The organism is Labilibacter marinus, assembly GCF_001659685.2.
Lineage (GTDB): Bacteria > Bacteroidota > Bacteroidia > Bacteroidales > Marinilabiliaceae > Saccharicrinis > Saccharicrinis marinus.
In genome coordinates this window covers 13,536-30,551 of record NZ_LXYE02000046.1, presented here as the reverse complement: position 1 = coordinate 30,551, position 17,016 = coordinate 13,536, and the positions used below count along the sequence as shown (strand labels likewise).

At 36.5% G+C, this 17,016-nt stretch carries 13 protein-coding genes; 11 read left to right on the top strand and 2 right to left on the bottom strand.

Annotated features, from left to right (window positions below; genetic code table 11):
• Positions 1-57: 57 nt before the first annotated feature.
• The gene (locus tag A8L32_RS18965; RefSeq protein ID WP_066632531.1) at positions 58-2,475 is read left to right on the top strand and encodes a mechanosensitive ion channel family protein; all 2,418 of its coding nucleotides are present in this window, start codon (positions 58-60) and stop codon (positions 2,473-2,475) included.
• 304 nt (positions 2,476-2,779) lie between these two features.
• Here the strand turns inward: A8L32_RS18965 and A8L32_RS18960 are convergent, their stop codons facing one another.
• The gene (locus A8L32_RS18960) at positions 2,780-3,766 is read right to left on the bottom strand and encodes a helix-turn-helix domain-containing protein (protein ID WP_066632527.1); all 987 of its coding nucleotides are present in this window, start codon (positions 3,764-3,766) and stop codon (positions 2,780-2,782) included.
• Positions 3,767-4,031: 265 nt separating this feature from the next.
• Here A8L32_RS18960 and A8L32_RS18955 point away from each other — a divergent pair, with 265 nt between their 5' ends.
• From A8L32_RS18955 to A8L32_RS18920, 8 genes are all read left to right on the top strand, one after another.
• Positions 4,032-4,793 carry an SCO family protein gene (locus tag A8L32_RS18955; protein WP_075591252.1) on the top strand — a complete coding sequence of 254 codons (762 nt, stop codon included), beginning with the start codon at positions 4,032-4,034 and terminating at the stop codon, positions 4,791-4,793.
• Between the two features lie 10 nt (positions 4,794-4,803).
• A complete protein-coding gene (locus tag A8L32_RS18950) occupies positions 4,804-6,414 on the top strand; it encodes a cytochrome c oxidase subunit I (RefSeq protein ID WP_066632521.1) in 1,611 nt (536 codons plus the stop codon).
• 10 nt (positions 6,415-6,424) lie between these two features.
• Positions 6,425-7,042, top strand: a complete 618-nt coding sequence (locus A8L32_RS18945; protein WP_066632519.1) for a cytochrome c oxidase subunit 3 family protein — start codon at positions 6,425-6,427, stop codon at positions 7,040-7,042.
• A gap of 10 nt (positions 7,043-7,052) precedes the next feature.
• Positions 7,053-7,340: a cytochrome C oxidase subunit IV family protein gene (locus A8L32_RS18940; RefSeq protein ID WP_066632514.1), complete on the top strand. Its 288-nt coding sequence runs from the start codon at positions 7,053-7,055 to the stop codon at positions 7,338-7,340.
• Between the two features lie 2 nt (positions 7,341-7,342).
• Positions 7,343-8,314, top strand: a complete 972-nt coding sequence (gene coxB, locus A8L32_RS18935; RefSeq protein WP_066632511.1) for a cytochrome c oxidase subunit II — start codon at positions 7,343-7,345, stop codon at positions 8,312-8,314.
• Positions 8,315-8,319: 5 nt separating this feature from the next.
• A complete protein-coding gene (locus A8L32_RS18930; RefSeq protein ID WP_075591251.1) occupies positions 8,320-9,180 on the top strand; it encodes a protoheme IX farnesyltransferase in 861 nt (286 codons plus the stop codon).
• Between the two features lie 351 nt (positions 9,181-9,531).
• Positions 9,532-12,183, top strand: coding sequence for a hypothetical protein (locus A8L32_RS18925; protein ID WP_143525169.1), 2,652 nt, complete (start codon positions 9,532-9,534; stop codon positions 12,181-12,183).
• Positions 12,184-12,267: 84 nt separating this feature from the next.
• Positions 12,268-12,519 (top strand): hypothetical protein, encoded by a 252-nt coding sequence (locus A8L32_RS18920; protein ID WP_066632501.1) that lies wholly within the window; start codon positions 12,268-12,270, stop codon positions 12,517-12,519.
• A 37-nt stretch (positions 12,520-12,556) separates the two neighbouring features.
• Here the strand turns inward: A8L32_RS18920 and A8L32_RS18915 are convergent, their stop codons facing one another.
• Complete coding sequence (locus A8L32_RS18915) at positions 12,557-14,017, bottom strand: methyl-accepting chemotaxis protein (protein ID WP_066632500.1); 1,461 nt, start codon at positions 14,015-14,017, stop codon at positions 12,557-12,559.
• A gap of 329 nt (positions 14,018-14,346) precedes the next feature.
• Here A8L32_RS18915 and A8L32_RS18910 point away from each other — a divergent pair, with 329 nt between their 5' ends.
• Positions 14,347-15,831: a dihydrolipoyl dehydrogenase family protein gene (locus tag A8L32_RS18910; RefSeq protein WP_066632499.1), complete on the top strand. Its 1,485-nt coding sequence runs from the start codon at positions 14,347-14,349 to the stop codon at positions 15,829-15,831.
• 5 nt (positions 15,832-15,836) lie between these two features.
• Positions 15,837-16,988: a serine hydrolase domain-containing protein gene (locus A8L32_RS18905; RefSeq protein WP_198931818.1), complete on the top strand. Its 1,152-nt coding sequence runs from the start codon at positions 15,837-15,839 to the stop codon at positions 16,986-16,988.
• The last annotated feature ends 28 nt before the right edge of the window (positions 16,989-17,016 follow it).

Genomic DNA, 17,016 nt, shown 5'->3' with positions numbered 1-17,016 from the left:
ATAACTATATTACATTCGGATGAATTTTATAATTTTGATGAATAGAAAACCTAATGTATGAAGCAGTTTAAGCATATGAACAGAAAAACGTTATTCTTCCTGTTCTTTTATATTATAGTTACACTTACTTCTAATTCTATTCTTTACTCCCAAGAAAAGGAAGTCGCAAAAAAGCGATCTATTCCACTTTCTGAAATTGCTTCACATTCAACACAGGAGTTAAAACAGATGCGTAGTTGGATGGAACAAGACATTCAAAAAGCGGTTAACTCGTCTATTCGCCCCAAAGTAGATACCTTACATGCACACACCTTATCCTTAAAAAAATTAACCGATCAAATTATTGAGTCGCGTACTAACTTCTCCATTTACCAAAGCTTAACGCTACGTTGGGAAAGTATTAAATCGAACGCCCAATTAATTCACAAAGACATTACTGGTTACTCCTCTACCTTAGAGAATATAGACACAAAGCTGAAACAAAATAATAACACCTGGGATTACTCCATATCTGTTATAGATCCTGGATTACTTACCTTAGAAGCAGAAAATAGGGTTAAGTACGTTAAAGCAATCATTGATTCTACCAGGAATATAATTGCCGATAGCTTGGTTAATACTATTATCCTGCAAAATAAATTAAGTGATATTGCTCTACTAACCCAAAGGTATATAGAAAACATTTCTGAGAACGAAAAAAAGAAAACGGGAGAACTCCTACTCTCGCAAGATGCAGCCTTATGGAACGTTTCTTATAATACGGATTCTATAGCGCTAGCTCAAAATAATTCTACTCTATTAAATATGGGCCTTGAAGATTCAAATATATACATTGATAATGCTTGGCCAATAATGCTCGTTTTATTAATTATATTTTTGGGTATTTGGATATTACTCAATAAAATAAAATCGTCTAACACCAGAGATATTCGCTTATTTCATAGCAATAGGCTCAACCCGCAAATCATCCTGAAAAGAAAAATATCAACAGCATATATCCTTACCATGCTACTGGCACTATGGTGGCTTCCAGAACGTCCTATTCTGCTAAAAGAAATCTATATCATACTATTTTTAGTCTCATTTATAGACCTGTACATTATTGCTACATTTAAAAAAATACGCTTTCTACTAATTTACCTGTATACCCTATATATTTTAAGTGTACTGCACGAATATTTACATTTAGGAAATGTCTTCGGTCGATTCTCAGATTTGATGGAATCCTTCGCGTTATTCTCTTTTCACATTTATTTTTATTTAATGAAGAGAAAACTAAAAGGAAGCAGCGTTAAAAAACAATTCTTTTTTAGATTATTAAATACGGTTCAGCCCGTATATTTTTTAATTACACTATCCGCTTTTATTGCCAACATTATCGGCTTTAATTACTATGCGCGCATGGTGAATAATGCCGTACTTTTCTCGTTAATTTTACTACTTGTTTTTGCCACTGGTTTTTTTGCCCTGCTATCGTTTATACAAATATTAATGGGTACAAAAAATGCCAACAACTCCTTTATTATTAGGGCAAAAAAAGAACCTATACTAAAATGGTTATTTAAAGTTATTAGAGTAGCTACAGTGCTCCTTTGGGCCTACTATTCATTGGTATTCTTTTTACTTTGGGAACCATTTTTAGAGGGTTTTCAAAGTATCATGAACATAGGTTTTACTTCTGAGTCATGGTCTATTACCTTAGGTAACGTACTTCACTTTATTATCGTTATTTATGTATCATGGTTTTGCTCCAATGCCATTAGGGCTCTGTTGGAGTTGGAACTTTTTGGACGAGTAAAAGTACCGCGCGGAGTGCCATTGGCAGTTAGTTCATTAACTCAGTACTTTATTATTATTCTGGGTTGTATGATAGGTCTTTCGGTGGTAGGTTTTAATTTGCAAAACCTTAGCTTATTAGCGGGAGCCTTAGGTGTTGGTATTGGATTTGGGTTGCAGAATATTGTCAACAACTTTATTTCTGGCCTAATATTGGCCTTTGAGCGCCCTGTTACTGCAGGAGACATTGTTATTGTGGCTGGCAACGAAGGTATCGTACAAAAAATAGGTATTAGAGCCAGCATCATTAAACAGTGGGATGGCTCCGAAATCATTGTCCCTAATGCCGATTTAATCAGTAAGCAAGTAACAAACTGGTCGTTGGAAACTTATAAAAAGCGCATCACACTCACCATTGCTACTCCTATGGACACCGACATCGATACCGTAATGACTATTTTAAAGGATTCAGCTAATAAGATAGACGATGTTCTAACAGAACCTGAATGCATGTCTTATTACAAGGGTATCAAAGACAACAAAATGGTATTTTCGGTTAACTATTGGCTTTCAAAAAACATATTAGATAGCAAAAGTCTGGTCAACATCGAAGTGCAAAAAGCATTAAGCGAAGCGGGCATCGAGCAACTAACACCAATACGAGTTTCTATTGAGGAGCAGAAAGAACAGAAAATATAGCCTAAAGCTCATCCTTACATCATTTTGAACTTTTGAGGAAGGCGCAGGAATTAATAGAGAAAAACATCGAGCAACCAATACTCCTTTAAACGATTTATACTCGGAGTACGTTTGCCAAAAACTAGAAATGGAGCACGATGCTCAAATATTGGCAGAGACTGTTCTTAGCGGCACTTCATCAGCTTCTAATGCAATATAAAAAACCTATAAAGCCAAAATAGATGCACTAAAGCTGATGGCAGAAGCACATGTCTTTTACTAAAAGGAAAAGCACTTAACACTATTTATTAGGTGCTTTTAAGATTTATAAGGTAACAACCTCCTTAGGATTAATGCCCTTTACTTTTTTAAACATCTGCGAAAACTTAGGCAAACTTTGATAACCTAAATCGTATCCAACTTCGGTTACTGAATAATTACCCGATTGCAAACGTCGATAGGCCTCATCCATTTTTGCATGAGTATAAAACTGATATACCGATGTATCATAAAGGGTTTTAAAATCGCGTTTAAGCTTCGAAAGGCTAATACTAAACTCGGTGGCCAGCTCCTCAATATTTATACGCTGGTCAAAACTTGATAATATTTGATCCTTTATTTTAATTAAACGCTGGTAATCATCCACATGCAAACCGTGTAATTCATCTTCATCCACTAACTTTTTCACTGAACTTAGTAAGTCAGTAAACAACTCAAGTCCACGCGCTGCAACCATAGTTTTCTTTCCGAACTCCACATTCTGATAATAAAACACATCATTCATAATCGCCTGCATCTTAACAGGTATGGCAGTATGGTATGCTAGTGGGCTATCATCGGGAAACAAACTATTAAGTATGTCCAGCGCTTCGGGCATTACATTAGCTATCGTTGCTTTTTTAACTTTAAAGGCAATAGTTTTTATGACCACATTAGCCGGAAAATAAGCATTAATAGGAAAAAGGCCATTGTAAATAAAGATCCCTCTTGAAGTACCAGCCTCCATCATTCCTTGCTTCTGATTAAAGCTTTGTTCAAACTTCCCTTCTTGTATTAAAAACATATGAATATAATCGGGGTCATCATCTGCTTCTTTGTCTTGCAATACATTTTTTGAGTGCGTAGCTTCGGTAATCATTACCTCCAACTCAGGAATTAAATGATGTACTTCTATCCTAATATCAGTTCGTCCTTGTTTAAGCTGATAAGAATTATCTGTAATCTCCCCTCCTAAAGCCTTCTGAATCCCTTTCAGTAAATTCTGAGGAGTACCCTCTTTATATTTAAGATGTATATAATCTTTGTTAGTCATATGATTAGAATTACACAAATAAATGTAGAATAATTCTAACGATATCACAAAATCATAGTAGCTCCTTTAATTTATCGCAGAAAAATCGATAACTTAAACAAACATTAGTCCCAACATTTCTTAAACATTTTTAACACTCTTTTGTTAGGTTTAGTGACAAAATGAACACGCCTTATTTTTTGTTTCTTAGATGGGTATAAAACTACACTACATCTGGCTTACAGGACTTTTAAGGCTATTAACTAACGGCTTAAATAAATATAATATGAAACATTTATTTGCATTGTGTCTGGTTTTTACCGTCATATTTACGCTACATGCTCAAGATCCTAAGAAAATTGGGGTTATTGAACATTTAGACGAATATCTACCCAAAGATATTACCGTTGTTAACATAGAAGGCGATACGGTTTTATTAAGCTCAATTATTAAAGATAAACCCACCGTACTAAACTTTGTATACTATAGATGCCCTGGTGTTTGCACCCCTTTAATGGATGGTATCACCGAAGTGGTAAACCTATCAGACATGTCCTTAGGGCAAGATTACCAGATTGTAACAGTTAGTTTTGATTACAATGAAGATTATACCTTGGCTAAAAAGAAACGCAATAATTACTCTATGGTGGTAGAAGCTGATGGCTTTGAAGACGGTTGGCTTTTCTTCACCTCAGATAGTGCAAATATTAGCAAATTGACCAATGCCACAGGATTCTCGTACAAGCGAACGGGCAACGACTTTATTCATACGGCAGGTCTTGTTTTAATTAGTCCTGAAGGAAAAATAACCCGCTATTTAAATGGGACTTATTTTTTACCATTCGAGTTAAAATTAGCCGTCATAGAATCATCTAAAGGAATTCCTGGCCCAACAGTCAACCGAATATTACAATTCTGCTACAGTTACGATCCAGTAGGTCAATCCTATGTATTAAACATCACTAAGGTAGCAGGTATTTTAATTTTAGTTATTGCAGGATTAGTTCTGTTTGTACTGACTGTTAAACCTAAAAAAAGAACTACTTAATCGTTTATATATGTCTCAACAAGAAAAAACCTCATCACACGTCAGTTTTAGAGATTACAAAGGCAAATACAAAGGTCTTTTAGCCTGGATTCTCTCTACTGATCACAAACGCGTTGGAATGCTGTATTTATATTCCATCATCACTTTCTTTATTACGGGAGTGTGCTTAGGAATAGCCATGAAACTTGAGCTGATAGCTCCTGGAAAAACGGTGATGGATCCAGCTACATATAATGCTATTTTTACCCTCCATGGTGTAATTATGATATTTTTAGTGGTGGTCCCTGGCTTACCCGCTGTATTTGGTAATTTTATGTTACCCATCATGATTGGCGCAAAGGATGTTGCCTTTCCTAAATTAAATCTACTTTCCTGGTGGGTATATATTTTTGGAGCCATCATTGCCTTATCTTCACTATTTATGGCAGGCGGACCTCCAGACACGGGTTGGACCTTTTACGCACCGTATAGTTTTAAAACTAATACCAATATGCTACCAGCTGTATTAGGTGCATTTATTCTTGGTTTTTCATCTATTCTAACGGGTATTAACTTTATTGTTACTATACATCGTTTGCGTGCTCCTGGTATGACTTGGTTTAAAATGCCATTATTTCCATGGACGCTTTACGGAACATCTTGGATTCAAATATTAGCGACTCCTATCGTTGGTATCACATTGCTGATGATTGTAGGAGAACGACTCCTAAACATTGGTTTTTTCGATCCAGCATTAGGTGGAGACCCTATATTATACCAGCATTTATTCTGGATATATTCTCACCCCGCAGTATATATTATGATACTACCTGCCATGGGTGCCATTTCTGAAATCATACCCACGTTTGCAAACAAATCCATTTTCGGATATAAAGCGATTGTTATTTCAACACTGGCCATTGCCTTTGTAGGTTACTTTGTTTGGGGACACCATATGTTTACCTCTGGCATGAGCGGAACAGCCCTATACACCTTCTCATTTTTAACTTTTTTGGTAGCTATACCTAGTGCTATTAAAGTTTTTAACTGGGTCAGCACTCTACATAAAGCATCCATACAATTAGAAACGCCATTCTTTTGGGCGGCTTCATTCCTTTTTGTATTTATGATAGGAGGACTTTCTGGACTTGCATTAGGTGCTTTATCTGTAAACGTGCATTTGCATGATACAGCTTTTGTGGTAGCTCACTTCCACTTTATTGTATTTGGTGGAGTAGGTTTTGCCTTTATGGGTGCTATCCATTACTGGTTTCCAAAAATTTGGGGACGTATGTACAATGCTCGATTAGCAACTACTGGTTGGATCATGTTCTTTATTGGTTTCAATACCTTATACCTTCCTATGTTCTTCTTAGGTATCAGTGGTATGCCACGTAGGTATTACGATTATGTAGAACGTTTTCATGGGCCGAACATTGTTTCCACCATTGGTTCGTGGGTACTTTTCATCGGACTGTTTGTCATTATCTTCAACCTAATCAGGTCGGCTAAAAAAGGGCCTATTGCGCCTAAAAACCCTTGGGGTGGAAAAACATTAGAGTGGACAGTTGACTCACCTCCTACCCTAGAGAATTTTGAAGAAATACCTGTTGTTGAAAAAGGACCATACGATTATAGTTAAAAGATAAAAAATGGACACAAGCATAATAGTTGAAGACGAACACAGAGACGACGAAGGCTCCAAGTTAGGAATGTGGTTATTTATTTTTACCGAACTACTTCTTTTTGCAGGCCTATTCATCGTGTATGGTGTATACAGATATTTGAACCCTGAAGCTTTTCATTTAGCTGCGCAACAGTTGAGTGTTTCAGTAGGAACCATTAATACCATTATTCTTTTAATCAGTAGTGCTACCATTGCCATGGCCAGCTCTTCTATCCGATTAAAGAATAAAAAACTGACACTTATACTCCTCATCTCTACTTTAGTGATGGCGCTTATATTTATGGTGAATAAATATTTTGAGTGGAGTGGTAAAATTCATCATGGATTTTTCCCAAGTAGCGATACTTTGCATACCTTAGGTAATGGCGATACATTATTTTTTGGTTTGTACTTTTTTATGACAGGACTACATGCCCTTCATATTTTAGTCGGAGTAGTTCTGATTACCATTGTTGTTGTTAGAGTAAGTAAGAATACACTTACAGACGAAAATCCTGTACTTTTAGATAACTCTGGATTGTACTGGCACTTAGTCGATTTAATTTGGATATTCTTATTTCCATTATTCTACTTACTCACTTAAACCTTATATCATGGAAAACCATTCAGAATCACATATAGTACCCTATAAAACCTACTTATACATTTTGGCAGCACTCATTGCTCTTACAGTTATCTCGGTAGCGGCAAGCAACATTGAGTTTGGCGGCTTTACGGTTTTTGTGGCCTTACTTTTAGCCAGTATTAAGTCTAGTTTGGTGCTTATTTATTTTATGCACCTTAAATTCGACAATAAGATTTTACAGATATTAGTTCCCCTCATCTTTTTATTAGTGGGACTCGTTTTATTCATCACATTCCTTGATTATAATTTTAGATAGTTATGATAGAAGAAACAACAAAAAATGCTTCCACATTTGTAAGCCAGGTAGACAGTACCTTTGTCTTTATTTTTGGGGTATCGCTATTTTTTCTTTTTGCTATCACCATATTTATGGTGTATTACATTATTCGATATCGCAAAAGTAAAAACCCTGTAGCTACCCAAATAGAAGGGAACAATACGCTGGAAGTAATATGGACGGTTATCCCAACCATATTGGTTCTAATCATGTTTTTTTACGGATGGAGTGGATGGAAAAATCAAAAGGAAATCCCCGACGACGCCATGCCTATAAAAGCTGTAGCCCGTATGTGGAGTTTCTCTTTTCAATACGAAAATGGACAAATCACAGATACCCTTATCGTTCCTATTAACCAACCCATAAATCTTGATTTAATTGCGCAAGATGTATTGCATAGTATGTACATACCCGCATTTAGAGTTAAGCAAGATATGGTGCCTGGTAGACAAGCCAACATCTGGTTTGAATCAGAAAAAGAAGGTGAATATGAGATATTTTGTGCCGAATATTGTGGCTTACGTCACTCATATATGAAATCGGTTGTAAAGGTAATTTCACAAGAGGCATTTGAGGAATGGAATAAGGTGGACTCTACTTTGTTACAGTCCGACAATCCAGAAGTAGCTATTCGATTAGCTGCAAAAGGAATCTTCCGCAAATATGGTTGTATTGCCTGCCACACTTCAGATGGATCAAAACTAGTAGGACCATCTTATAAAAACATCCTAAGTAGAAAACGAATTGTAGTCACTGAGGATGGAAACGAAGTAGAGGTTACGCCTGATTTAGACTACATCAAACGCTCTATTTACGAACCAAATGCCGAAGTGGTAAAAGGTTATGATAAAGGTTTGATGATTTCGTATAAAGACCAAATTACAGATGAAGAAATAGACCAGTTGATGTTATACTTCGAATCTATCTCTGAAACTGAAACATCTAACGAATAATCAATATGACATTTAAAGAGATACAAACTTTCGGTAAGTTTTCAATATCAGTTCCCATTGCTATGACCAGTTATGCGGGCTATGTATTGTTCGACGAACGTTTATCATGGGAAGGAATCTTAGCAGCAGTTGGTATCTTTTTTCTATCTGCAGGAGCATCGGCCATTAATCAATTACAAGAGATTAGGTTAGATGCACAGATGAAACGAACAGAAAATAGGCCACTTCCGTCAGGAAACTTAAGCATTCAGGCTGCTGTACTCATTGTTTCAGCCTTTGTTATTGCAGGTACAGTTAGCTTGAGCTTTTTTGGCTGGGATGCCATGGTATGGGGTTGGATAGGTTTGTTTTGGTACAATGTAATTTACACCCCGATGAAAACAAGAAGTGCTTTCTCGGTTTTCCCTGGAGCTATTGTTGGAGCTATCCCTCCGGTTGCTGGCTGGGTAGCCGCAGGCGGATCAATTATGGATGCCCGCATTCACTTTTTGGCTTTCTTTTTCTTTTTAGGTCAGATGCCTCACTTTTGGCTGCTGGTTTTAAAGTACAAAGACCAGTACAAAAAAGCTGGCTTTCCTATTATTACCGATGTATTGAGTAAACAGCAGGTGATAAGAATTAATCTGGTGTGGTTTATCGCCACCTTTATTTCAGCCTTATTTATTCCGGCCATCGACCTATTAAATCAAAGCGCTATTGTCTGGATTCTTACTATATCCAGTGTTGGTATGATTATTTGGTCATTAAGAACCACCTTACTTATTCGTAATGGTGACAGTAGTAAACACCTAAAAAAGATGTTTGTCTACTTTAATTCTTTTTACCTTTTGGTGATGATACTGATTTGCATGGATCAAATCTGGTAAAACAAAAATTGACTCTTACTAATTATTCAATATTCTTTCCCTACCATACATTATGGTGGGGATTTTTTTTGCTGATATTATGTTGACGGCTGTATTACGTTTTCAGCACGAATTGATATAGTTTTATAAACTGGACATAAAGACAATTGCTCAAATCATTTGATTCATGCTTAAAGTTGTAATAGTATTAAAATTTGGTGTATCAGACTTAATCAAAGCAGCCAATTAGGCGAATGTATATCTCTTTATAAAATCACATCAATAATCATGGCCTGCTTTTTGTTTTATCCAATATCCAAAATATCTTTATAAAAGATTAATCAAGGAAACGATAAACCAAAATCACTTGACATGAAAAAATTTACACTCCTGTTGGTTTCTATATTATGGATGAACCTGTGGACTCAAGCTCAAACCACAGAAAAAGATCCATTTGAAAAGATGAATAAAGCATACGAAGCTAAAATGCAAGGTATGGAGCAAGAGTACGCTCAAAAGATGGAGCGTATGCAAAAAGAGTACGAGAATAAGATGAAACGTATGAATGCTGCGTTTGAAAGTTATCTAAAAAAAGGGTTTAAAGAGGTTGAACAGACTGAGGAGGTAGTGAAACCTGTTGAAGTTCCTAAACCTATCGACCAGCCGGCTTACGTGGCAAAACCTGTTGATAAAGTTACTACACCTACCGAGCTAGCTAAAGTTCCTAAGCCTGTAGCTCCTGATTTACAATTGGTGGATGCTCCGGCCTATTCCATTGCTCCAATTATTGCCAGTCCTGAAGGAATGCAAAGTTACAAGCAAACATTAAGCGTTGACTTTTTTGGAAGTGAAGCTAAGTTAGCCGTAGATAATAGAACGCATAAACTAGCACTTAGCAGTGTAAAACCTAAAGCTTTTGCCAATTATTGGGATGATTTTACTGGGGTTTATTATCAGATATATATAGAATCGTTGGTGGCTTATGCTCAAGAAACAAATCTAAACGATTGGGGAATTTATCAGTTGGTTGATATATCATCACGTAAGCTATTTAGCAATAGTAATGACCGCGAGATATGGAAATGGGCAATTCTAAATCAGGCTGGCTATCAAGCAAAAATAGGTTACAGCGGTAATTCTGTAGCTTTGATGTTACCCTTTATGCAACAAATATTTGAAAAACCATATTATAGCATAAACGGCACAAACTACTATTTATTAGATAGTAAACTAGGTAATAAAAACTTATATACCTACGAGGATAATTTTGCAGGTGCCGCTAAAAAGATTGACTTACACTTACCATACAGTCTTAACTTTTCAGATCCATCTAATGTGGTGGTGAAGAAAACAAAGCTTCCAAAAGAGGATGAATCGTTAAAGTTAAGCATGGATAAAACCATCATGGCATTTTTGGCCAGTTATCCACAAACCGACAATACAGTTTATTTGAACGCTGCTATGTCGGGTTCGGTAAAAGATGCGCTTTACGAATATATTCAGCCTCGTATAAGCGGAATGTCAGAAACCGAATCAGTTACCTACCTATTAAACTACCTACACAATTCGTTTGAGTACAAAACCGATAGAGATCAGTTTGGCAAGGAGAAAATGTTTTTTCCTGATGAAATATTCTACTATCCTTACTCCGATTGCGAAGATAGAACGGTTTTATTCACGCGTTTGGTAAATGATTTATTGGGTTTGGATGTTGTTGCACTAACTTACTTTAGTCATATGGCAGCAGCTGTTTCTTTCTCGCAACCTATAGAAGGTTACAACTTTGATGTGGCCGGGCAAACCTACACAATCACCGACCCTACCTATATTAACGCACCCATAGGTGCAGTAATGCCCGAATATGAAGGCTATAAACCTATAGCCATAAAAGTAAATAACAACAATCGAATGGGGAACATTTGGCAGATGATTGCTAAGTCCATTGAGAAAGATAACAGTGGTAATATATTTATCAGCAACCGTCAGATGTCGGAAAGTGGTAAATACATTGTTTCGGGTTGGTTTTCGGATGAAATAAACATAGGCAACGAAAACTACCAATCCGCAGCAGGAACTCGTGATTTATGGTTTGCTACCTTCAGCGAAAAAGGGAAGATAGAATGGTTTTTGCCTGTACAGTGTTCTAATTATGGCTTTACCCAAGCTTTTAATGTGGGCAAAAAAGGTAATGTGTATGCACTAATTAATTATGCAGGAAGTGTGAACATTAACCAACGTAGACTATGTGAAAGTGAAACACCTGCCCATTTAATTCTAGGGTTATCAGATCGTGCACACCCCATCTTAACTGAAAACATTAACTTTGAAGTTCCTGAAGGTAAAAAACTTGCTTTCTACGGAAAATACAGACCCGATGGAAGTAAAATAGATTTATTATCCTTCTCAACAGATAAGGTCCGTTTTTCATCCCAAATCACGGTGGATTCCAATAACGAAGTTGTAGTGCGAGGTATCGTTGGTGAAGTTGAAGGTCTAACTAAAGATGTGCCCATCACTTTATCTACCGCTGACTATAACGCAGAAAGCCAATTAGAAACTTATTTAAAGAATTACCAGCAACAGGAGATGAATAAACACATGGCTAGTATTTTTGCTGCTATTCAACTATTGTCTAACAATGGAGGAAGCATCTCTGGCCTTACCGTGCATAGTTTATTAAAAAAGAATAATCCTACATTTAGCAAAACCAATCCTGATGTTTACAAAGGTTTACTAAGTCTACAATTTGTGCTTAACGAAGGCGGTATCATCAACATCGAAACCTATAAAAAGAAAAACGTATCCTTGTTTTCGATGCGAATTAAAGACAATAGCAATATGCAAATAGTGCAATCGGGCGATGATGCCTACCAGCTTAAGTTTTTAAACGGTGTTGATGTGGGCAAAGCTATTATTTGGTATAATTTGAACTCCGTTACCTTGAGTAGCAATGGCGACATGTTATTCGATTATGACGATGACCATACCAAAAAGAAAGCCAGCATAAACGAAGTGGTGAAGTAGATATTTGATTGCGGCAACAAGACAATGAAGTTAAAATCGTTTCTAAAGATTTAATATCTTTGGGAACGATTTTAATATGTATACATGAATAAGAAAACCCTCACATATATCTATCCACTGGCAGCAGTAATATTATTGGCTATTTTTATGCTGCGCCCTAACTTCTTAAACTTAATACCTTACACCATATATCATTCATTTGAGGTAAGCTCTATGAATGAAGCTCAATTTACGCTTTGGTTCGATCTTATTTTTTTGGTAATTATGTATGTGTTCTTTTTTAGGGTGACTAAGCAATTCTTAAACTGGAAAAACAGGAATCATTTACAAAAGTGATCACCTGCACTTCATTAGCTACCCTCACTAAAATAGCTTAATCAACCTTAAAGAAGTTGATCATTTTATTGAGTTGGTTAGCTTGCTTGCTTAACTCCTTTGAAGATGTTGACATCTGCTCCGCTGTAGCTGAGTTCCGATTACTTATCTCCGTTAACTGCTGTATTGAGTTGTTGATTTCTTCAATACCTATCTGCTGCTCTTTATTGGCCTCAACAATATCATTCACATTCTGAGCACTTTTTAGTATATCAGGAATAATCACATTTAAACTATCGCCTGCCCTTTGAGAGAGGCTTTGTCCATCTTGCGTTAGCTCAACTATTTTTTTCGAAGCACTTTTAGAAAGTTCGGCCAATTGCTTTACTTCTTGCGCCACCACAGAAAATCCACGTCCCGCCTCTCCTGCTCTTGCCGCCTCAACCGAAGCATTTAAAGCTAAAATGCCTGTTTTCTCAGAAATATCAGAAATAACACCAATTTGATTACTAATATTACTCACCATATCAATCGTTCCGCTAAACACCTGATTACTCTGCTCCAAATCCTTGGCCGACTTACTAGAAACCTTTCCTGCGTCCACAGCACTCTCTGTGTTTGAGTTTACGGTAGACATTATTTCCTCCATCGATGAAGCTATTTCTTCGGTAGTGGCTGCTTGCTCTGAAGCTAACTCTGCTGTTTGGGCAGAAACAACATTAAGCTTCCCTCCTTCGTCCAACACCGTATTTACGGTTGATGATATATCGTTAATTAATTGTGAAAGGTTTTTAACCACTTGATTTATAGAATTGGATAACTCCCCAATCTCATCATCTTTAGTCACCCTTTTCATTTCGGTTAAATTACCCTTAGAAATATTTAAAGCATGACTAGATATCTGTTTTATGGGCTTAATTATTTCTTTTACTATAAGAATGTACCCCACAAACAAAGCCAATAAATTAATAAACACACCTAAAAACAGCACCCAGTTTAACTGAGCATGCTTTGTGCTATTAATTGAAACAAAGCGCTTCACCAAGCCATTATTAATGGTCAACATTTTGTTTCTATTCTTTTCTAAATACAATAGCGCCGAAAGTTGAGCATCTGCATCATCTTTAAAATGAATGATATTTTCTGCATTTTGCTTATAGGGTTTCCATTGGGTCTCTACATCAACAATCGCATCTTGAGCCTCCGTGGGAGCTTTAGGCAAGGGTAAATCCGAATTCATCGCAGGAGCCATACCTCCGTTTTTTAAAGCCAAAAATGATTGGTGATGCATATCTATCATTTTCAAAAGCTCATCTTTTACCGTTTTATCTTTGATATAGATTTCTGATAGAAGCGCAATCTTTTGAGAGAGCATTCGGTTTCGACCAGCAACATCAACCACCACCGTATCAGCCTTTTCTTTTTGCTTAAAGAAGTTTACCACAAATACATTTAAAGCCACCAGAAATGCAATAACCGCAAACAACCCTTTTATCTTCGTAACTATCTTTATCCTCATCAACACAGTATTTCAGTTTTTAACAAATGTGAATAGGGTTTTGTTGGAAAGATTTATGCATAACGCTACGCATACGCTTAAGGATTGTTGCAAGAGCTTAGCACCAAACATTTTATTGATGTCATTTTTCAACCCTTCAACCATATTCGACATAAATTCAAACTCCAGATCATAAAACTTTAACCATTAATTTTAAGAAGTTGCTTTAAACTTTGACAATACACATTTATTCAATTATTTTCACCTAATTATTGGTTAGAATGAACAATACCTTTTATTTTTTATTCTTCTGATGTAAAAAAATAGAACCCATTCTCAACAAAACATACATGAACGAATACGATTTAGTTGTTATAGGATCAGGGCCAGCCGGCTACTCAGCAGCCATGCGCGCATTAGATTTTGGATTAAAGATATGCATTGTAGAAGGCGCTCATTTAGGTGGTGCTGGTATAATGAATGGAGCCTTGACTTCGAAAACGATGTATGAGCTGAGCATGGATTATGCTGTGGCTGCCAGAACGGATAGAGGTTATCGCTCGGGAAGCTTAAGCGTTGATTTTAACGAGGTGATTAAAACAGTTACCCAAGCAGCTAAAGAAAAGCAGTACCAGATGCTGAGCCAAATTGAGACTTTCTCGGAAGGAAAATCGCAGAAAGGCTCGCTTTGCTTAAAACGAGGCTGGGCTAAATTTATCGACCCTTATACTATCTCGGTAACAAATGACGAGGCAGTTGAAACAGTAAAGGCTAAAAACTTTGTTATTGCCACAGGAGCAAAACCTAGAAAAGCGCCAGGCCTTGAAATTGATCACGAACGTATTATTGATTCTGATGATATATTAAAACTGAAAAAATTTCCTGAAAGAATGTTGATTATTGGTTCAGGTATTATTGGTTGTGAGATAGCCACAATATTCAGTAATTTTAAACAAACTGAGGTTCATTTATTAGATAGAGCAAACAAGGTACTTCCATACGAAGATAACGATGTGAGCCTTTTTGTATCCAAAAACCTGGAAGATAATGGCGTAAATATCCATCACACAGCACATCTTAGAACGATTAAAAAACATTCCGACCATCTGGAAGTTATATTGGATTACGAAGCTGGTAACAGTAAAGTAATTGAGGTAGATGTTGCCTTGGTGGCCATTGGTAGAGTTGCCAATACAGACAAACTAGGCTTAAAAGAAATAGGGGTTGAAACTACGGAAAGAGGTACACTAGAGATTGCTGACCATTGTGTGTTAAGAGATGGAAATAACACTTGCCATATTTATGCAGCAGGAGATATCTCTGGACATACCCAATTATATAGTGTTGCAGAGTTTCAAGGAAGATTAGCTGCAGAGCAAATTGCAGACAAGCCTTGTTACACATTGGATTATTCGCATATGAGTACGCTGATGTTTTTTAAACCAGAACTGGCTTCTGTTGGAATGAACGAAAAGCAAGTGCGTGCTAAAAAAATACCACATAAAGTCGCTTATTACTCTAACAAACTAGTTAATCGAGCTATTGCTATGCGCAGCACCAATGGTTTTGTAAAAATTATTGTAAGTAACGATGACGAACAAAAGATATTAGGAATGCGCGCAGGAGGTCCTCAGGCATCAGCTTACATTGTATCGGTAGCGCATTTAATTAACCATGGAAATAGTATTCAAGAGGTGTTGAAGATTTTCTATCCTCATCCAAGTTTATCGGAAGGAATTCAGGAATGTTTAAGAACTTTAAGTGGAAAATCTATCTACAAACCAGAAGCATTTCCTGAATATATAAAGTTTAAAGAGTGGAATCCTGAAGACTAAAAGACGTGAAATTAAGAAAACGTATCATATGGCTTAGCGCCTTCATTCTCCTTTTAGCGGGAGCTTATCTGCTTTCTCCTAGCTACCTCCAAAAGTCGTTAATTTATCTTTTCCCAGGAATTGAGGATTATACCATTTTTGAAAACAGGACTATAGATATTGGTGCGCCTCAACCTTGGAGCGTAGCGAATGATTATATGAACTACGAGCTGGAAAAGTCAGAACGAGATACGTTAGAGCACTACAACTCGATTGCTTACCTAATCATTCAAAACGATTCCATCATTTATGAAGAATACTGGAATCATTTTAACAAAAACTCTCTATCCAATTCGTTTTCTGCTGCTAAAAGTATTGTTGGCTTATTAATTGGAGCAGCTATTGATGATGGTTATATTAAAGATATAAATCAATTAGTAGGAGATTTCGTTCCAGAATATAATACTTTCCCTAATAATCAATTACAAATAAAACATTTACTCACGATGAGTTCAGGTTTAAATTGGGAAGAGAGCTATTCAAGCCCTTTTTCGATGACCACTCAGGCTTATTATGGAGAAAACGTAAATCAATTGGTGAAAGACTTAAAAGTAGTTGAAATTCCTGGTAAAGAATTCAATTACAAAAGTGGGGATACTCAGCTGTTATCGTTGGTATTAAAAAATGCAACCGGGAAAACTCTTTCTGCTTATGCTTCGGAGAAATTGTGGAAACCCCTTGGAGCAGAAAACGAAGCTTTATGGTGCTTAGATAAATTAGATGGTGACGAAAAAGCTTATTGCTGTTTTAATAGCAATGCCAGAGACTTTGCCCGATTAGGAAAGCTCATTTTGAACCATGGTAACATTAATGATCGTCAGCTTATTTCAGAAGATTATATAAAAAATTCGGTAACGCCAGCTAATTATTTAATAGATAGCGAAGACAAAAAGAAAGTTGAATTTTATGGCTATCAGTGGTGGATAGTAAATGATGGTATGGAAAATATTCCGTATGCAAGAGGAATTTATGGCCAATATATTTTTGTATTAAAGCAACACAATGCCATTGTAGTTAGATTAGGACACCAACGCAATAAGCACAAAGTCAATCACCATCCTGCTGAAATTTACACTTATATTTCTGCCGCCAAAGGGATATTAAACAAGCGAAAATAAGAAAGGCTGCTCACAAGAAACAGCCTTT

Bases quoted from the DNA above. Each gene is read 5' to 3' on its own strand.
- A8L32_RS18955 (WP_075591252.1), top strand. From the start codon at position 4,032: ATGAAACATTTATTTGCATTGTGTCTGGTTTTTACCGTCATATTTACG.
- A8L32_RS18910 (WP_066632499.1), top strand. From the start codon at position 14,347: ATGAACGAATACGATTTAGTTGTTATAGGATCAGGGCCAGCCGGCTAC.
- A8L32_RS18915 (WP_066632500.1), bottom strand. From the start codon at position 14,017: ATGAGGATAAAGATAGTTACGAAGATAAAAGGGTTGTTTGCGGTTATT.
- A8L32_RS18945 (WP_066632519.1), top strand. From the start codon at position 6,425: ATGGACACAAGCATAATAGTTGAAGACGAACACAGAGACGACGAAGGC.
- A8L32_RS18920 (WP_066632501.1), top strand. From the start codon at position 12,268: ATGAATAAGAAAACCCTCACATATATCTATCCACTGGCAGCAGTAATA.
- A8L32_RS18925 (WP_143525169.1), top strand. From the start codon at position 9,532: ATGAAAAAATTTACACTCCTGTTGGTTTCTATATTATGGATGAACCTG.
- A8L32_RS18950 (WP_066632521.1), top strand. From the start codon at position 4,804: ATGTCTCAACAAGAAAAAACCTCATCACACGTCAGTTTTAGAGATTAC.
- A8L32_RS18930 (WP_075591251.1), top strand. From the start codon at position 8,320: ATGACATTTAAAGAGATACAAACTTTCGGTAAGTTTTCAATATCAGTT.
- A8L32_RS18940 (WP_066632514.1), top strand. From the start codon at position 7,053: ATGGAAAACCATTCAGAATCACATATAGTACCCTATAAAACCTACTTA.
- A8L32_RS18960 (WP_066632527.1), bottom strand. From the start codon at position 3,766: ATGACTAACAAAGATTATATACATCTTAAATATAAAGAGGGTACTCCT.
- coxB (WP_066632511.1), top strand. From the start codon at position 7,343: ATGATAGAAGAAACAACAAAAAATGCTTCCACATTTGTAAGCCAGGTA.
- A8L32_RS18965 (WP_066632531.1), top strand. From the start codon at position 58: ATGAAGCAGTTTAAGCATATGAACAGAAAAACGTTATTCTTCCTGTTC.